Origin of the sequence: Myroides sp. DW712 (genome assembly GCF_046557355.1) — a bacterium.
Lineage (GTDB): Bacteria > Bacteroidota > Bacteroidia > Flavobacteriales > Flavobacteriaceae > Flavobacterium.
On sequence record NZ_JBKFDO010000005.1, the window covers coordinates 18,956 to 37,334 of the forward strand.

The 18,379-nt window shown below is 36.9% G+C and carries 18 protein-coding genes; 13 read left to right on the forward strand and 5 right to left on the reverse strand.

Features of this window, described 5'->3' with window-relative positions; all coding sequences use genetic code 11:
• Nucleotides 1-39 precede the first annotated feature (39 nt).
• Entirely contained in the window at nt 40-1,383 is a 1,344-nt protein-coding gene (locus ACLJX0_RS05360) for a mechanosensitive ion channel family protein (RefSeq protein ID WP_410879047.1), read from the forward strand.
• Between the two features lie 39 nt (nt 1,384-1,422).
• Here the strand turns inward: ACLJX0_RS05360 and xseB are convergent, their stop codons facing one another.
• The gene (gene xseB, locus ACLJX0_RS05365) at nt 1,423-1,617 is read right to left on the reverse strand and encodes an exodeoxyribonuclease VII small subunit (protein WP_410879048.1); all 195 of its coding nucleotides are present in this window, start codon (nt 1,615-1,617) and stop codon (nt 1,423-1,425) included.
• Nucleotides 1,578-3,065: an exodeoxyribonuclease VII large subunit gene (gene xseA, locus ACLJX0_RS05370; protein WP_410879049.1), complete on the reverse strand. Its 1,488-nt coding sequence runs from the start codon at nt 3,063-3,065 to the stop codon at nt 1,578-1,580. The genes xseB and xseA overlap by 40 nt, the downstream gene beginning before the upstream one ends.
• A 176-nt stretch (nt 3,066-3,241) precedes the next feature.
• Between xseA and dut the strand changes: the two genes are divergently transcribed.
• The 6 genes from dut (at nt 3,242) to ACLJX0_RS05400 (ending at nt 9,205) form a co-directional block, all read left to right on the forward strand.
• Nucleotides 3,242-3,679, forward strand: a complete 438-nt coding sequence (dut, locus tag ACLJX0_RS05375; RefSeq protein ID WP_410879050.1) for a dUTP diphosphatase — start codon at nt 3,242-3,244, stop codon at nt 3,677-3,679.
• Nucleotides 3,680-3,705: 26 nt separating this feature from the next.
• Nucleotides 3,706-4,716 (forward strand): sugar phosphate nucleotidyltransferase, encoded by a 1,011-nt coding sequence (locus ACLJX0_RS05380; protein WP_410879051.1) that lies wholly within the window; start codon nt 3,706-3,708, stop codon nt 4,714-4,716.
• Between the two features lie 82 nt (nt 4,717-4,798).
• A complete protein-coding gene (locus tag ACLJX0_RS05385; RefSeq protein ID WP_410879052.1) occupies nt 4,799-5,575 on the forward strand; it encodes a DUF4292 domain-containing protein in 777 nt (258 codons plus the stop codon).
• 39 nt (nt 5,576-5,614) lie between these two features.
• Complete coding sequence (locus tag ACLJX0_RS05390; protein ID WP_410879053.1) at nt 5,615-6,874, forward strand: murein hydrolase activator EnvC family protein; 1,260 nt, start codon at nt 5,615-5,617, stop codon at nt 6,872-6,874.
• Between the two features lie 15 nt (nt 6,875-6,889).
• A complete protein-coding gene (locus ACLJX0_RS05395) occupies nt 6,890-7,411 on the forward strand; it encodes a 3-hydroxyanthranilate 3,4-dioxygenase (protein ID WP_410879054.1) in 522 nt (173 codons plus the stop codon).
• A gap of 246 nt (nt 7,412-7,657) precedes the next feature.
• Complete coding sequence (locus ACLJX0_RS05400) at nt 7,658-9,205, forward strand: aldehyde dehydrogenase family protein (protein WP_410879055.1); 1,548 nt, start codon at nt 7,658-7,660, stop codon at nt 9,203-9,205.
• A 63-nt stretch (nt 9,206-9,268) separates the two neighbouring features.
• On the opposite strand, the gene ACLJX0_RS05405 is transcribed toward ACLJX0_RS05400, so the two are convergent.
• The 3 genes from ACLJX0_RS05405 to ACLJX0_RS05415 are packed head-to-tail and all read right to left on the reverse strand — an operon-like array spanning nt 9,269 to nt 11,742.
• A complete protein-coding gene (locus tag ACLJX0_RS05405) occupies nt 9,269-9,826 on the reverse strand; it encodes a DUF3575 domain-containing protein (RefSeq protein WP_410879056.1) in 558 nt (185 codons plus the stop codon).
• A 40-nt stretch (nt 9,827-9,866) separates the two neighbouring features.
• Nucleotides 9,867-10,601 (reverse strand): metallophosphoesterase family protein, encoded by a 735-nt coding sequence (locus ACLJX0_RS05410; protein WP_410879057.1) that lies wholly within the window; start codon nt 10,599-10,601, stop codon nt 9,867-9,869.
• Nucleotides 10,594-11,742, reverse strand: coding sequence for a DUF5929 domain-containing protein (locus ACLJX0_RS05415; protein WP_410879058.1), 1,149 nt, complete (start codon nt 11,740-11,742; stop codon nt 10,594-10,596). The genes ACLJX0_RS05410 and ACLJX0_RS05415 overlap by 8 nt, the downstream gene beginning before the upstream one ends.
• Before the next feature lie 167 nt (nt 11,743-11,909).
• On the opposite strand from ACLJX0_RS05415, the gene ACLJX0_RS05420 reads away from it, so the two are divergent.
• The 6 genes from ACLJX0_RS05420 (at nt 11,910) to ACLJX0_RS05445 (ending at nt 18,379) form a co-directional block, all read left to right on the forward strand.
• Complete coding sequence (locus ACLJX0_RS05420; protein ID WP_410879059.1) at nt 11,910-12,914, forward strand: AAA family ATPase; 1,005 nt, start codon at nt 11,910-11,912, stop codon at nt 12,912-12,914.
• 84 nt (nt 12,915-12,998) lie between these two features.
• On the forward strand, nt 12,999-13,862 hold the full coding sequence (locus ACLJX0_RS05425) for a DUF58 domain-containing protein (protein ID WP_410879060.1): 864 nt from the start codon (nt 12,999-13,001) through the stop codon (nt 13,860-13,862).
• A gap of 1 nt (nt 13,863) precedes the next feature.
• A complete protein-coding gene (locus tag ACLJX0_RS05430; RefSeq protein WP_410879061.1) occupies nt 13,864-15,495 on the forward strand; it encodes a BatD family protein in 1,632 nt (543 codons plus the stop codon).
• A 2-nt stretch (nt 15,496-15,497) separates the two neighbouring features.
• Nucleotides 15,498-16,499, forward strand: coding sequence for a VWA domain-containing protein (locus ACLJX0_RS05435; protein ID WP_410879062.1), 1,002 nt, complete (start codon nt 15,498-15,500; stop codon nt 16,497-16,499).
• 7 nt (nt 16,500-16,506) lie between these two features.
• Nucleotides 16,507-17,538, forward strand: a complete 1,032-nt coding sequence (locus tag ACLJX0_RS05440) for a VWA domain-containing protein (RefSeq protein WP_410879063.1) — start codon at nt 16,507-16,509, stop codon at nt 17,536-17,538.
• Between the two features lie 19 nt (nt 17,539-17,557).
• Entirely contained in the window at nt 17,558-18,379 is an 822-nt protein-coding gene (locus ACLJX0_RS05445) for a tetratricopeptide repeat protein (protein WP_410879064.1), read from the forward strand.

Consider the following 18,379-nt stretch of genomic DNA (forward strand, 5'->3'; position numbering starts at 1 on the left):
TATATTCCTTTTTTCATAACCAAAAAACAATAAACGACAATGTCCCTTATCGCTCTTAATCAAAAAAACATCAATGATATCATTAATTTTAGCGAGTTAAATGTCATCTACAAATGGTTTTTTGATTTCCTAGGTTTTCTTCATTTGAAAGAACACGAAACTCATATTGTCACTACGGTTGCACTTCTTTTAGCGTTTACCCTTGTCATGTTTACCTTAGATTATATTTTAAAGAATATATTCATTGTTATTGCTCGAAAATACGCAACCTTAAGTAAAACAAAGCTAGATGATATCATCATTGACAATAAAGTGCTCCACAACATTACGCACTTTATTCCTGTCGCTTTAGCCCGTATTTTATTTCCAATTTTCTTTATCGGTTTTCCCAATGTTATTAACTTCGTATTGTCGTTAACAAACCTGTTATTCATTGTGGTTATTACGCTACTCTTGCGTTCGATTATACGCACAACAAGAGACTATGCCAAAACGAAACCTAGTTTAGCCGACAAGCCTATTGATAGTTATTCCCAAGTAGCAAGTATCATTCTCTACTTCTTTTCAGCTATTATTATCTTTTCTATCCTTACAGGACAAGATCCTGTAAAATTTTTAGTATCCTTAGGAGCAGCTTCTGCTATTCTAATGTTGGTTTTTAAAGATACCATTATGGGATTTGTCGCGAGTATTCAGGTTTCTACGAACGATATGGTACGCGTGGGAGATTGGATTGAAATGGCAAAATTTGGTGCAGATGGTACCGTATTGGAAATCAACTTGAGTACGGTTAAGGTGCAGAACTTTGACAAAACCATCACCACCATCCCCACCTATCTACTGATTAGTGATTCATTCAAGAACTATCGTGGGATGCAAAACTCAGGAGGAAGACGAATCAAGCGAAGCATCAATATTAAGATGTCATCTATTCGCTTTTTAGATGCCCATGAAATTAATAAACTGAAGAAAATACAACTACTAAAACCCTATATTGAAGAAAGGCAACAAGAAATTGATGCCTATAATATCAATACAAATGCAGATCAATCCATGCCCGTCAATGGACGTCGTATGACCAATATTGGACTATTTAGAGCCTATGTATTGCGCTATGCACAACAAAATCAAAACATACACCAAGAATTTCACCTCATGGTGCGTCATTTGCAACCCACAGAACATGGATTACCTATTGAACTCTATATGTTTACCAATAGTACCGTTTGGGCTTTTTATGAAAACGTAATGGCAGATATCTTTGACCATGTCTTGGCCACCATTGATTACTTCCACCTCGAAGTATTCGAATTGCCTTCCTCTGATGATGTGAGACAATTCATCGCCAATAGTAATGAATTATCCAAATCACCCCATCAATAACAATAAGATAGAACAATAGCTAGATTAAAGGGAATCTAGCTATTGTTCTAATTTATCGATTATCTTTTCAATTTTTTCTTCGGTAGTAGTCAGTTTTTTCTTGCAAAAAAGAATTAACTGGGAAGCGCGCTCTACCTTTTCTGCTAGTTCATCTACCGTTATTTCCTCATTTTTCAACGCAGTTAAAATTTGATTTAATTCTGCTGCTGCTGCTTCGTACGTAAGTTTTTCCATTGTTCTATTTCTTTTATACTGGCTAATTTAATTTGATAAGTCTTGTTGTAAATGGTCAATTCTAGTTCATCTCCTTCGTTCAACACCGTATGTTCATCGAGGACTTTACCTTGATAACGAATCACAGCAAACCCTTTTTTTAAAATATTTTCTATGCCGTAAACAGATAAAATCTCTCCTATCTGTGTTAGTTGTACTCTTTCTTTGGTCAATTGGTGTCGTAGACGGAATAGCAACATCTCTTCTACTAGTCCGATTTTTTGGCTGGCCAAGGCCAAACTTTGTTTTCCATAGAGCGATAAAAATGTAGACCGATCCAACAGGTCATTTTTATGTTTTTTTACGGTTACTTTACTAGTTGAATGAATCCCTTGCTTTATAAAACGCAAATCATTCGTAGCTTGTTCCACAAAAGATTTAATTTCATATCGAAGTGCTGTCATCTGATGCATTAGATTTCCTCTATGCACCTGAACTAAAAGCTTACTCAACACTTGCAAACGTTCTAAATGTTGATCTAGTTTTCCCTTGTGCTCGCCCATGAATTGACGCATGCTTTCTTGGAGTATGCTTTGGCTATGCGTGAGGAATCCATCAAATTGAAAGGCTAATTCAATCAAATAAGCCGCTACTGCACTTGGGGTCTTAAAATAAGTATGAGCAACATAATCCGCCACCGTCATATCAGTTTCATGTCCGATTCCAGTAAAAACAACCACGGGCATTTTTGCTATTTGCTCCGCTAATGCAACCTGATTGAACACATCTAAATCAAATTTAGAACCTCCTCCTCGTATGAGTACAACCGCATCATACGCCTTTTGAGCTACCACTTCGAATTGATGCACTAGTTGGGCAACGGCTCCTTCTCCCTGCACAGGGGTATCATAGCAATCCAAAATAAAAGCAAATCCATAGGGGTTATTTTTCAAATGTTGAACAAAATCTTCATAACCCGAAGTGCCCACAGAAGCAATCACGGCAATTTTTTGGATTACTAATGGTTGTTTTTGTCCCTTGTTACGCCCAATCAACCCTTTCTTTTGTAAAAGCAAAAGTGCCTGTTGTTTTTTTCGCTCGATTTCCCCTAAACTAAAAGCATAATCCACGTGAATAATATTGAGCGAAAAAACATAAACTGGATGAAAAACCACTTCACAATAACATAGTATCTCTTCTCCTTCTTTGATTACTTTACGTAAATCGCCCTCTTCATCCAACACACAACGCTCCACATTTCTTGCCCATATTGTCGCTCTACATTTGGCCAAAACCACATCTTCGACTTGTTCAACTAGCTCTAAGTAGTAGTGTCCTTTTCGATCGATATTTACCTTGAGTACTTCAACTTTAATCCAAAAGAATTTACCCTGCATTCGTTCTTCAAAAACGTGCTGTACTCGATTTAAAATCACGTGTAAGGTAAATACTGTTCGGTTTTCTTCCATAGGTAAATAAAAACGAAAGTACGAAATTAAAATGGCCCGCTTTTCGTTTGTTCGATTTCATTTCGATGTTCACCAACATTCGAAATCTTGTTTTCCTCAATGGAAAACTAAATTATCGCTATCTAATTATCCGAACAAACCGCTATATTTGTGCTTGTATTAAAACTTGTTTGACTATGACAGCTGTAAAAATTATAAATAAATCGCAACACGCCTTACCTCATTACGAAACATCGCAATCTGCGGGGATGGACTTACGAGCAAATCTGACTGAACCCATCACGTTACAAAGTTTAGAAAGAGCCCTTGTTCCAACAGGATTATTTATTGAACTTCCAGAAGGTTATGAGGCTCAAATTCGACCACGAAGTGGATTGGCTGCCAAAAAGGGAATTACATTATTAAATTCGCCAGGCACCATTGATGCAGACTATAGAGGAGAAATTGGCATTATTTTAGTAAACCTATCGAAAGAGCCTTTTGTCATTGAAAATGGTGAACGAATTGCTCAAATGGTACTAGCAAAATACGAACAAATCCAATGGGAAGATGCTGCCGTACTCTCTGAAACGGAAAGAGGAACAGGAGGTTTCGGAAGTACAGGAACGAAATAATAAATCAAAAAAAATCAAGCTAAAAAATGAGAATCATTGTACCTATGGCTGGACGTGGATCGCGTTTACGCCCGCATACTCTTACTACACCCAAACCTTTAATTCCAATTGCTGGCAAACCAATTGTACACCGATTGGTTGAGGATATTGCCAAGGTTTTAAATGACAAAATTGAAGAAATTGCCTTTATTATTCACGAGAGTTTTGGTAAACAAACCGAAAAAGACCTCATTGCAATTGCTGAAAAATTAGGCGCAAAAGGAACCATTTGCTATCAAAATGAGGCTTTGGGAACTGCTCACGCGATCTTATGTGCGAAAGAAAGTATGCAAGGCCCTATCGTTGTTGCTTATGCCGATACCTTATTTCGCGCCGATTTTAATTTAGACAAAACCGCAGACAGCGTAATCTGGGTGAAACAAGTAGAAGATCCTAGTGCATTTGGTGTGGTTCAACTGAATGACAAAAATGAAATTGTCGATTTCGTTGAAAAACCATCTACCTTTGTTTCTGATTTGGCAATTATTGGCATCTACTTTTTCAAAAGTGGAGAAACACTACGCAAAGAATTGGAGTTCTTACTGGACAACAATATCATTAAAGGAGGTGAATATCAATTGACAGACGCTTTAGAAAATATGAAACAAAAAGGCATGCGCTTTGTACCAGGCACCGTAGATGAATGGATGGACTGTGGTAACAAAGACGTGACAGTAGATACCAACAATCGCATGCTAAACTTCTTAGAAGCAGAAAAAGCAAACTACGTTTCCACTTCTGTACAATTAGAAAATAGTACGATTATTCCTCCTTGTTATATCGGAGACCAAGTAGTATTAAGAAATGCAACTATTGGTCCAAACGTATCTTTAGGTGATCATTCTATCGTAGAAAATGCAACTATTAAAAATAGTTTGATCCAAACCCATGCTTTTATTGCTCATGCCAACTTGGACAATGCCATGATTGGAAATCACGCCAAATACAACGGAAATCACACGAATATCAGTATCGGAGATTATTCTGTTTTAGACTAATACTATTAAATCCGTTTTAAATTTCTTTAAAACGGATTTTTTTTATCTATCTTCGATAAACTAAACTAGTTAGCTAAAAAATATGAAGAAGATTGTGTTCCTCTGCCTTACAAGCTTGGTATTAATCAGTTGTAAAAAAGGAAATGAAGGATTTCTACTAAAAGAATCAAATGCGACAAAATCAAAAACAGCGTTGGTCATTTTAAATAACCACGCTAAAAACGCACAACAATTCAAGACGGTTGCCCTGCACGGAACCGCACAATATAAAGACGAGTTCGAAAATCGAAAAGTAGGAGTTGAGATATTAATTGAGAAAGACAAACAAATCCAATGTAATATTCGCTATGCAGATATTCCTATTTTTAAAGCGTTGATTACCCCCGAAAAATTACAATACTACAATAAATTAAACGAAACTGCATTCCAAGGTGGCTTTGATGTATTAACTCAATTTGTTGGTACGGATATCAATTTCAATCGCCTGCAAAACATCCTATTGGGACAAGTATTAGACAGTGAAAACAACAAAGAATTTGTAGCCACCATTGAAGAAGGCTTATACAAAGTAAGTGCAACAGAACAGGAAGAATTACAATCCACCTATTTCTTTGAGGATGAAAATAATTTATTAAAAAGAGAATCAATTGAAGAACGCGATTCGAATCGAAAAGTAACAATTTCGTATCCTGGTTATCAAAAAATAAAAAATTTCATTGTCCCTACGGAATTACAGATCCTAGCGGAGGAGGGAGAAAAGACGCTAAATCTAGATCTTCGTTACCGAAAAGTTTCCTTTAACGAAGATTTACATCTTAATTACAGTGTACCCAAAGGGTACAAAATGATTAATTTATAAAAAATCCGTAATATTGTAGGGCTTAAGAAGTACATCGCTATGAAAAAAACATACTGCACGATATGGTTCATTTTACTGGCATTGCCTTTGTGTGCCCAGCAAAAAGAAACACAAGAACAGTTAGAACGCAGAAAGCAACAGATTATCATTGAGATAAAATCGGTGCAACAACTACTTCACAAGGAGCAAACCAAAGAGCGCAATATCTTAGCAGAGATTGATGAACTCAACCGCAAAGTAACCTTAAACAAGCAGTTAATCAGCAATGTGCGCAAACAAATCAACATCACCAACAATACTATCGCTAAAAACCAGAAAGAGGCAAATGCCTTAGCGAAAGAGTTGGAACAGCTCAAACAAGATTATGCTAAAACGATTGTAACCGCCTACAAGAGTCGATCCAACCAAAGTAAAATGATGTTTATACTTTCTTCTGAAAATTTCTTTCAGGCCTATAAACGCGTGCAATATTTAAAGCAATATGCCGACTTTAGAAAGCAACAAGGAGAAGAACTCAAAGAAAAAACAGTGTTGTTAAATGAAGCCCTAGCTAAACTAGAGATTGAAAAAGAAAAACAACGCAAACTGTTAGCAGAACAAGAAGCGAACGAAAAAAACTTAAAACAAGACTTAGCCGCACAACAAGACTTAGTGTCAATTGTAAAGAAAGATCAGAAGAAGTTCAACGAGCAAATCAAGAAAAAACAAGACGAAACTAGAGCCATTGATCGCAAGATACAGCAATTAATTCGTGAGGCTATTGAAGAAGCCAATAGAAAAGCAAGAGAAGCAGCAGCGAAAGCAGGTAAAACAACGACAAAATCTACAGCTACTTCTTCTGCTGCAGCGACATTTGAGTTGACACCAGAAGGAAAATTGGTTGCTGACAATTTTAAATCCAACCGCGGAAAACTACCGTGGCCTGTTGAAAAAGGATATATTTCACTTGCCTATGGAGACCAACCGCACCCGGTACAAACACATCTAACCATTCACAATAGTGGCGTAGAAATTACCACCGAAGCAAATGCCAAAGCCAGAGCCATTTTTGAAGGAGAAGTTCTACAAGTACAAGTACTATCTGGAGGAAATAAAGCTGTGTTAATCCAACATGGAGACTATATCACCGTATATCAGAACCTACGCGATGTTACGGTACAAAAAGGAGACAAAGTAACGTTAAAGCAAACCATTGGAACAATTAACACCAACAGCAGTGGAAAAACTGTTTTAAAATTCTTACTTTCGCAAAACTCCAATATTGACAACCCTCAAAATTGGTTGAGCAGAAGTAACTAAACGCATTTTTATCCTATGAGTAATGCCGTAGCCTTTAATCTCTTGCAGTGGGTCAGTGAAAACAAAGATCTACTCAAACCGCCCGTATCTAATAAGAATCTGTTTATCGATTCGAAAGATTATATTATTATGGTTGTCGGTGGCCCTAATAACCGAAAGGATTTTCACTACAACGAAAACGAAGAGTTTTTCTTCCAGTTGGAAGGAACTATCTATATTGATATTCAAGAAGAAGGCGAACGAAAACGCATTACATTAAACCCCGGAGATATTTATCTCCTTCCTGCAAAGATGCCTCATTCACCTATTCGAACTGAAAATTCTGTAGGTTTAGTAGTAGAAACCAAGCGCAAAGACCCTCATGCAAAAGATGGATTGATTTGGTATTGTGAAAATTGCAACGAAAAATTATACGAAGTTTACTTTGAACTAACCGATATAGAAACGGATTTCTTACCGCATTTTACTCACTTTTATGGCGATAAGAAACTGCGAACGTGTACACATTGTAACTGTGTCATGGACACTTTACCTTAAGGGCATCCATCGAATCAGACACAACAAAAAGCACTGTATTTTTTTCTTTCAAAGAATTCATAGATGTAAGCTATCAACCTACTTATATTTTTACAATTAGCACAAAATAAATGTTGCTTTTATTCCAAATAATTGACAACACTTTAATAATATAGCAAAATGAAGTGTTTTTATTAACACCTCTTGGCTAAAATTATTTTTTATATCTTAGCGAAGAACTATCTTATAAACTATAAAAGAAGAATAATGGCAACAACAAATGACCAATTTGGAATTTTGGATGCGATGAAGCATTTAGGGCTTGAAGAAGTAAACAATGGAACTTCAACAGGTTTAAACTCATTTTCTAACGGAAGAATTATCGAATCATACTCACCGGTAACTGGTGAATTAATAGGAAAAGTAAAAGCAACAACTGCGGAAGATTACGAAAAAGTAATGCAAACAGCAGCGGAAGCTTTCAAATCTTGGAAATTAGTACCGGCACCAAAAAGAGGAGAGATTGTTCGTCAAATCGGAGAAGAATTACGCAACAATAAAGAACACCTTGGAAAACTTGTTTCTTATGAAATGGGTAAAAGTTTACAAGAAGGTTTAGGTGAGGTTCAAGAGATGATTGACATCTGTGACTTCGCTGTAGGATTATCTCGTCAATTATACGGTTTAACTATGCACTCTGAGCGCCCAATGCACAGAATGTATGAGCAATGGCACCCAATCGGAATTGTAGGTATCATTTCTGCTTTCAACTTCCCTGTAGCGGTATGGAGTTGGAACACCATGATTTCATGGGTTTGTGGAGACGTATGTGTTTGGAAACCAAGTTCGAAAACACCATTATGTGCAGTAGCTTGTCAAAACATTATTGCGAAAGTATTCAAAGCAAACGGAATCCAAGAAGGAGTTTGTAACTTAGTAGTTGGAAACGAATGTGGAGACTTAATGAACAATGATCACCGTATTCCATTAGTATCGTTCACAGGATCAACACGTATTGGTCGTCACGTATCTAAAACGGTTGCTGAGCGTTTCGGAAACACCATCTTAGAATTAGGAGGAAACAACGCTATCATCGTTTCAGAACACGCGGATATCAATATGGTATTAGTTGGAGCGGTATTTGGAGCAGTTGGTACGGCAGGACAGCGTTGTACATCAACTCGTCGTTTAATTATCCACGAAAGTGTTTACGATAAAACAATCCAAGTCTTACAAAGTGCTTACGCACAATTAAAAATAGGAAACCCTTTAGATGCCAATAACCACGTTGGACCACTAATCGACAAAGGAGCCGTTCAAGATTACTTAAACGCAATCGAACAAGCGAAAAAAGAAGGTGGAAAAATCATCGTTGAAGGTGGTGTAATAGAAGGTGCTGGATACGAAAGTGGATGCTACGTTAAACCATGTATTATTGAAGCGAAAAATGAGTTTGACATCGTTCAAGCAGAAACATTTGCTCCAATTTTATACGTGATGAAATACAGTACAATCCAAGAGGCTATCGACATGCAGAATGGAGTTCCACAAGGATTATCTTCGTCAATCTTCACAAACAATATGCGCGAGATGGAATTATTCCTTTCACATGCAGGATCTGATTGTGGAATTGCAAACGTGAATATCGGTACTTCAGGTGCAGAAATCGGTGGTGCATTTGGTGGTGAAAAAGAAACAGGTGGAGGACGTGAGTCTGGATCTGATGCTTGGAAAGCTTACATGAGAAGACAAACCAACACCATCAACTACGGAAGTGAACTTCCATTAGCTCAAGGTATTAAATTTGATTTTTAATCAAAGAAACCCATAAAAAAAGACGTCTTCGAGACGTCTTTTTTGTTTTTATATCTTTTCGTATTAAAAGCGATAACCAATCATCACTCCTGCATTGAATTCAATAGCCGAGAAACGATCATTTACTTCTGAGTCAAAGTTTCTTGCTACATTGACAAACGGTTCAATAGCGAAAGAATCTCCCATCGTCCATTTGTGTCCAAATCCAATTCCTAAAATAAAGCTATTCATATCCGTTTTTACACGCTCAGATACCAAAAGCTCTGAATTGTACTTATCCTCCTTAAAGTTACCGAAACGATACTTAATAAAAGGAGAAACAGAATATCCACTTCCATTAGCCCCATTTTTACCGCCAAAATAAAATTTATAGTTTAAAGCTAAACTTGTAGTATTAAATTTTTGGTCTTTACTCTTACTTTCGTGATAGTAAGAAAAGCGATCTAAAATATGTAAATCTACACCAATAGATTGGTTGTGGTCAATGAAATGCTCATAACCTAATTCGATTGAAGGTACTGCAATAGCATTAAGAATATTGATCTTAACTTCATGTACAGCTTGTGCTTTAGCACCTAGTATTCCACCGATTAAAAAAGCAGTTGCGATTATTTTTTTCATTTGTTCTAAACTTTGGATACAAATATATCATTTTTTACTATTATTTATGATTTCTTCCCTCTTCTGTAGGATATAAATCAGCAATAGCATCACTTTGCCAGTATTCTTTGGTATCAATATCCATGACACTAATTTTCCCTAAAAAAGCCGCTCCTGTATCCATATTCCAAACATTGGCAAAATTCACGGGTACATCAAAGCCGAAATTGGTCACAGGTGTATGTCCAATATAGATTTCCTCGTGGAACTTTAAACGTTTTGGATAAAGCGGGTGGGTCTTGTCTAATGCAGGATTCATAGCCATAACCATTTCCCACAACGTTCGATCCCAATATAGATATTCTTCAAAAAATTCTGCTTCTATCCCGCGTGGATTTGTATACCCCGCATGGACAAACAATCGATTTTCAGCATCAATATAATAGTTTTGCAAACGCTGAAAAAAAGCTAAATGACGCTGAAACATCTCTTCCGACACTTGGCGATAGGCCAATACGGAAGCATCTCCTCCATTCTTAAACCACTGTGGGTTCTCCTCTTTGGTCAACATCCACTTTACCAAGAGACTCTCGTGGTTTCCCCTTAAAAACACACAAGTGTGTGTTTGTTCCAAGGCCAATAAAAATTCGACCACGAGATGAGGTTCACTCCATCCATCGACATAATCCCCTAAAAAAATCAATTGATCTGTTGGTGTTATTTGGGCGCGTTTAAACAGTTGTTCTAATCCTTTGAATCCCCCATGTATATCCCCGATAACCAATGTTCTACTCATAACTTTCTGTTTCGTATTTCAGCTTGCGCAAGATACGCATAACTTGCTTAAAGCCTGTAAACAACTGGGGGTCATTGGCAAATTTTAAATAATCTTTAACCTCAATGAGCTCGTCCTTCGCTTGATCAAAACCATTGAGGTAACACAACATCATATTATAACACAATTTACTCAATACACGTTCTTCCTTATTTGTCAATCGTTCACCTGTCTTTAATTTTTGAATCACCTTCAGACTATTTCTATAAATATGCTCCAAAATATTCTCATTGTACTTGGGTGCTTCAAAAAGCATCTTACTCTCCATCGCATAGCTGCCATTGTCATAAAAGGTAAGTTGAATTTCTTCGAAGGGATAATAACTCGTCCCATCATTCAATCCCAAATTCAAATACTCCGTCAACACAAAGGATTCCGTATCGTAGTATAGTGTGACTACATCCAAAGAAGAGTAAAAAAGCTTAATTTGTTCATTGACGAATTCAATATCCATCCGAGAGTAAAATGGAATACCGCGAATATTTCGCTTCTTTCCCGCCCAACAGATAACAAACTGCTCTTTAAACACACTATAATTGGCGTGAATGTCTTTGGATGATTGAGTCATATAGCGCACTACACTCTCCAACACGTGATTTAAATTGTTTTGTGAACTTTTTTCAACGCTTTCAACATGCGTTTTATTTCCGTTGTAAATCAGTTCTCCATTTGGCACTGAAGTACTTCCAACACGAGAAAAATACGTTCCTTCTTGCACTTCTCCAATTGAACGTTTAAAAGTCGTTAAATCCGAATTAGGCGCAATAGTTACTAACCCAATTACCTTGTCGTCAGCAAGATCGGTAAACGTAACATTGTCATACGTAATACTAGGTGGATTGGCAAAATACGCATTGACCAGGTTTTGGATTTTGCTATCGTCATAAAAATCTACACCAACCAATCCGTTATCCTCATCATTCACCCCTACGATTATAAAGGAATTATTTTGCGGATTTGAATTCGATAACGCACAAATATGTTTTAAAAATTTTGCTTTCCCCGATTTGGTATGTAAATTTAGCTGCCGTTTCTTATCATAGAAACTATTCTCATCATATTGAGCCAGTAGATTTTTAATAAGTAATCGCTTATTAATCATAGCAAACTTTTTTTTGTTCTTAAAATTATAAAAAGAAACCCATAAATCATGCCCAAATGTTGAGCGACCACTTTAGATTTAACCATCTATTAACAACTTAATAGAGAATATTTTTTGAATTTGCATGAATAATTAAATGAGCGTTATTTTCAGACAAAACTTTTATTATGGAAACACCAGGATCAAATTACGATATTCGAGAATTAAATGAACTTATAGAAAGAGAAAGTGCTTTTATTGATCTCTTAACAATGGAAATGAACAAGGCTATTGTTGGACAAAAGCACATGATTGATCGATTGTTAATTGGATTACTAGGACAAGGGCACATCTTATTAGAAGGAGTACCTGGATTAGCAAAAACACTCGCGATTAACACCTTATCCAAAGCGGTACACGGTAGCTTCAATCGAATCCAATTTACCCCTGATTTATTGCCAGCAGACGTGATTGGAACGATGATTTACAACGTAAAAGAAAATGATTTTTCCATTCGTAAAGGACCCGTTTTTGCCAACTTCATATTAGCTGATGAGATTAACCGTGCACCAGCAAAAGTACAATCGGCTCTTTTAGAGGCGATGCAAGAAAAGCAAGTAACCATTAGCGATACCACCTATGCGTTAGACAAACCATTCTTGGTTATGGCTACGCAAAACCCAGTGGAACAAGAAGGTACTTATCCTTTACCGGAAGCACAAATGGACCGTTTTATGTTGAAAACGGTAATTGACTATCCTAAATTAGAGGAAGAACGCTTAGTGATTCGCCAGAATTTAGCTGGTGAAAAACAAACCATCAACCCTGTAGTAACCTTAGATCAAATCAAACGCGCTCAAGAAGCCGTTAAAAAGGTGTACATGGATGAGAAAATTGAAAAATACATCCTTGATATTATTTTTGCCACGAGATATCCAGAGCAATTTAAATTGGAAAAATTAAAACCGCTCATCAGTTTTGGTGCATCACCACGTGGTAGTATTAACTTAGCTACAGCAGCCAAGTGTTATGCGTTTATCAAACGTCGTGGATATGTTATCCCAGAAGATGTTCGTGCAGTAGTAATCGATGTATTGCGTCATCGTATTGGGGTGACTTACGAAGCAGAAGCAGAAAGCATTACTTCTGTGGATATCATCAATCAAATTGTAAATGAAATAGAGGTTCCATAGGACGTTCTTCCTAGGCATAACAACTTTATTTTTCACCATTATTCCACACGCTAAGGAATAGTTATCTTGAATAATTCTTTTACAATGGAAACCAAAGAGATTTTAAAAAAGGTCAAAAAAATTGAGATCAAAACCAAGCGTTTAAGTGATCATATTTTTTCTGGAGAATACCATACTTCCTTTAAAGGGCGTGGTATGACTTTTTCGGAAGTGCGTCCGTATCAATTTGGCGATGATGTTCGCGCTATTGACTGGAACGTCACGGCTCGCTACAACGAACCTTATATCAAAGTTTTCGAAGAAGAAAGAGAACTAACCTTGATGCTTTTAGTCGATGTCAGTGGTTCAGAGAATTTCGGTTCAACGGATGCTTTTAAACAAGATATCATTACAGAAATAGCCGCTACTCTGGCGTTTTCTGCCACGCAAAACAACGACAAGATAGGCCTTATCCTATTTTCTGACCAAATTGAATTATTTGTTCCTCCTAAAAAAGGAAAAATGCATGTGTTGAGAATCATCCGTGAATTGATTGATTTCAAACCCAAAAGTCAACAAACCGATGTTGGTTTTGCTCTTGCCTACTTATCAAAAGTAATCAAGAAAAAGGCCATTGTTTTTGTCTTGTCAGATTTTGTCACGCCTCCGTATGAAAGCACTTTAAAAATAGCGGCCAAAAAGCACGATATTACAGGAATTCGCATCTATGACGAACGAGAAAAGCAGCTACCCAATGTAGGAATCATCAATGCGTATGATGCTGAAACAGGACAAGAAATCTTAGTTAATACGGGAAGTAAAGAAGTGAGAAATCAATATACCTCCCACTTTTTAAAGCAAGAAGATCAATTTAAAAAAACCTTTCAAAAATGTGGAGCAGGCGTAATCAACATGCGCGTTGATGAGAGTTATGTAAAAAAATTATTAGGGTATTTCAAAGCTAGATAAAATGATACTGAATAGAACAAAATACAATCTTTTAAGCGTGCTTATTCTCTTGTTATCCTCTCAGTTGATGTTAGCTCAGTTACCACTTGAAACAAAAGTAGATACCACCAACATTAAAATAGGGGAACCCATACAATACAGTATTCGCGCCATTACATCTAAAGAAAGTAAGGTCTTATTCCCCGAATCGGAAACCTTAGGTCCTTTAGAGATTTTAGATTCACATCCAGTTGATACCATTCAAAAAGACAATCTTATTGAATTAATCAAAATTTATGAACTTACGCAATTTGATGAAGGTAGTTTTACGATTCCAGAATTACCTGTTATTATCGATGCTAAATTATTTAAAACCGATTCCATTCGCATCCACGTACAAAATGTGGTCGTGGATACTTTAAAAACGCCGTTATACGACATTAAATCTATTTCCAAAGCGGGAGCGGCACCTTCTACCAGTTGGTACTACCTTGCTTTTCTTGTCTTAGCTTTGCTTATCGGAATCGCTATTTATTTCTTTATCAGAAAAATACAAGATAAAAATTTAACTGAAGATGATAAATACAGTACTCCTTTTGAAAAAGCCGTAACCAAGCTAAAGCAATTGGAAGAAAAACAAAATTGGACTCGTGGCGATGCCAAACCGTACTATTCGGAAATGACGGATATCGCTAGAGCCTTTATTGAAGACACCTTTGGGATTTCAGCTCGAGAATTAACAACCTTTGAAACAATATCCGTCCTAAAAAATACGCTGCGCGATAAAGAAGTGCGAATTGATCCTAAAATCATCAAAGAATTTAAGCGCATTTTGGATACCGCAGACTTAGTTAAGTTTGCTAAATCACAACCTGCAGATAGCGAAATCGTTGCTGACACCTCTAAAACACAGGCGATTATTAACGAAATAAACACGGCTTACCCTATTTCTGCTGCAACTCAAACGGAGCGTATCCGCTTGAGAGAAGAACGCAAAAGAAAGAGAAAGAGAATGCGTTTGGGTATTCCTGCTGCAGTATCTGGTGCCTTAATCTTGTGTATTGGTATTGTTTACATCATCAATATCACTTCAGAACAAAACCTGAGTTTATTTACATTCAACTCGTCAAAACGTCTTCTTCAACAAGAATGGATTACGAGTACCTATGGTAGTGGTGTAGGCTTGACAGTAAGTACACCAGAAGTCTTAATCCGAAAAAATGATCCTACCGTTGGCGATAGTGGCATTGATGGTATTGACAATATTCAACAGTTTAAAGCTGGTGAATTAGGCGATCCTGTTTTTGTTACACTAAGTACCATACAAACTGGAAAGGACTTTAAATATACAGAAGAAGAAATTATAGACCACTCGTTGAAGTTGATTATTAAAAACTTTGAAGTAGATGGCATTGAGCTGACACACGAAAAATTCGAAAATGCTTCGGGATTAACGGGATTACAAGCAAAAGGTTCATTTATTCTTAAAGCAGAAAAAGAAAAAAATCAGAAAATTGCTTTTGCTTGTGTTTTAAGTCATGAGAGCAAAAGTATTTTAAATCAAGTGTGGATATTTCATACAACAGAAGACCAATATGCAGATGAGATTACAGAAAAAGTTTTTGATTCAATGCAATACAAACAAGAGCAATAATTATGAGAAACGCAACCTTTTTACATCCTGAATTCTTTTGGTTGTTTCTGCTATTACCTCTTGTTATCTTCATTTGGTATAGAAACAGAAAGAAACAAAAAGCAACGATTAAACTAAGCGCTATTGACGCTTTTATGGGGCATTCTTCTTTTTTAGTTCGTTTATTGCCGCTGTCTATTGTATTAAAGACGTTGGCATTGGGTTTACTTATCATTGCCCTAGCCCGTCCACAGGTGATTAGTGTTGATCATCAAATACACTCGACTCATGGGATAGATATTGTCATGGCTATGGATATTTCGGGGAGTATGCTTGCCCGAGATCTAAAACCCAATCGATTGGAAGCCTTAAAAGAAGTAGCAGGTGATTTTGTTGGTCAGCGCGTAGCGGATCGCATAGGAATTGTTATTTACGCGGCAGAGGCCTATACCAAAACACCCGTAACTAGCGATAAGACCCTACTTTTAAACTCGCTTCGCGATATTAAATACTCAGACGATTTACGTGATGGAACAGCTATTGGAGTAGGATTAACTACGGCAATAAACCGCATTAAGACGAGTCCGGCCAAAAGTAAAGTCATCATCCTACTTACGGATGGGGTAAACAATACAGGAACGGTTGATCCACTTATGGCAACACAAATAGCCAAAGAATACAACATTAAAATTTATACGATTGGTATTGGAACCAATGGATTGGCAGAATCTCCCGTAGGTTTTGGACCCAATGGCGAATTGCGCTACGAAAAAATCCCAGTTGAACTGGATGAAGAGCTAATGAAAACCATTGCTAAAGAAACTGGAGGACAATACTTTAGAGCAACCAATACGCAAAGTCTTAAAAATATATACGACGAAATCAATCAGCTAGAAAAGACAAAAATAGATGAACAGAAGTATGTAAATACGGAGGAGAAATTCAGATTATTCGCTCTTCTTGCTTTTATCTTATTAGCGCTTGATTTTATCCTAAGTAAAACCCTTTTTAGAGGATTTATTTAATAGCATTATGTGGGAATTAGATGATAAAAAATATTTTCTTTTACTACTCGTCCTAGCAGTTATTGCCTTGCTAGTGGTGGGAGATATTCTATGGAAAAAGAAAGTGCAACAAACCTTTGCGACACCAAAAGCATTACAAGCGTTAGCCCCAACTAAATCAGTCAACAAACCACTGATTAAGGCGGGTATATATCTAATCGCTTTAGTTTGTATTATATTCGCGTTGGTTAATCCAAAGATTGGTACACGTATTGTAACGGTAAAAAGACAAGGGGTAGATATTGTTTTTACTCTGGATGTTTCCAAGAGTATGCTTGCCCAAGATATGGCGCCTGATCGGTTAGCAAAGATGAAGCAATTAACCTCGCAAATCATCAATAGTCTCGGCCCTGATCGTGTGGGAATCGTTGGTTATGCTGGAAGTGCCTTTCCGATGTTGCCTATTACCACCGATCACTATGCAGCCAAGATGTATTTACAATCGATGAATACGGATATGGTTTCTTCTCAAGGAACTGCTTTAGAAGACGCCATTCACGTGGCGAGTAACTACTTTGACAACCCTAGAACGAGTAAAGTAATGATTCTTATTTCGGATGGGGAAGATCACGGTGAAGGCGTTGATTCCTCTATTCAACTCGCCAAAGAGAAGAACATTAAAATCATCACGATAGGCGTTGGAACCGAAAAAGGAGGTCCTATTCCAATTAAAACGGCCAAAGGGGTAGAGTACAAAAGAGATTGGGATAATGAAATTGTCATTACCAAATTAGACCCTTCTACGTTAAAACACATTGCAGATGCAACGGGTGGAAAGTACTTTTATGGATCAAATACCCAAGAAATTGTAGATCTAATTACGAATGAGCTCAACAAAATTGAAAAAACTGATTTTGAATCCCAACAAATAGCAGAATTTCAATCGCAATTTCAATGGTTTTTAGGTTTAGCTTTGTTGCTTCTTTGCCTTGATCTATTCATTCTGGAGCGCAAAACGAGTTGGATGAAGAAATTAAATCTCTTCAATGAAAAAGAATAATGCTTATACTGGTAAAAAAATGAAACAGATATATTTGACTTTTGCTTTGCTTCTGTTTGCTTCGTTATCTAGCTGGGCACAATCGGCAGGTCGTGCATTAACCGTGGGAAACGAAAGCTATGAACACAAGCAATTCACCCAATCTGAAGCAGCTTATCGCATCGCTTCCTCAAAAAGTGAAAAAAAAGAAACTCCTACCTATAATTTAGGGAATAGCTTACTGCGTCAAAAACACAATAAAGAGGCGATTTCTGCCTATAGTAGAGCGACTAAAGAAGCTACAACAAAGCAAGCCAAGCATCAAGCCTATCACAACTTAGGCAATGCTTATATGGCAGAAAAAAATTACAAAGCCGCAGAACAGGCCTATAAAAACGCCTTGCGAAATAATCCAAAAGATGATGAAACGCGTTACAACTATGCAGTAGCAAAGAAATTAAACGAAGAAAACCCACAAAACGATCAAGATCAGGATAATCAAAATCAAGACCAGGATAATCAAAATCAAGATCAAAACAAGGATCAGGACCAGAACCAAGATCAAAACAAAGACAATCAGGATCAAAATAAAGACAACCAAGATAACAAGGGAGATGATAAGAAGGAGGACAACAAAGATCAAGGGAATAACAAAGACGACAAAAACGACAAAGACAATAAAGATCCAAAACAGCAACCAAATCCGCAACAGCAGCAAAGCAAAGAGCAGATGGAGCGTATCTTGGATGCCGTAAATCGCGATGAACAAGCCGTACAACAGCGATTGATAGACAAAAACAAAAAAGGAGATAAAAAAGCCGAAGCACAAGGGGTATCCACCCAACGCAAAAAAGATTGGTAA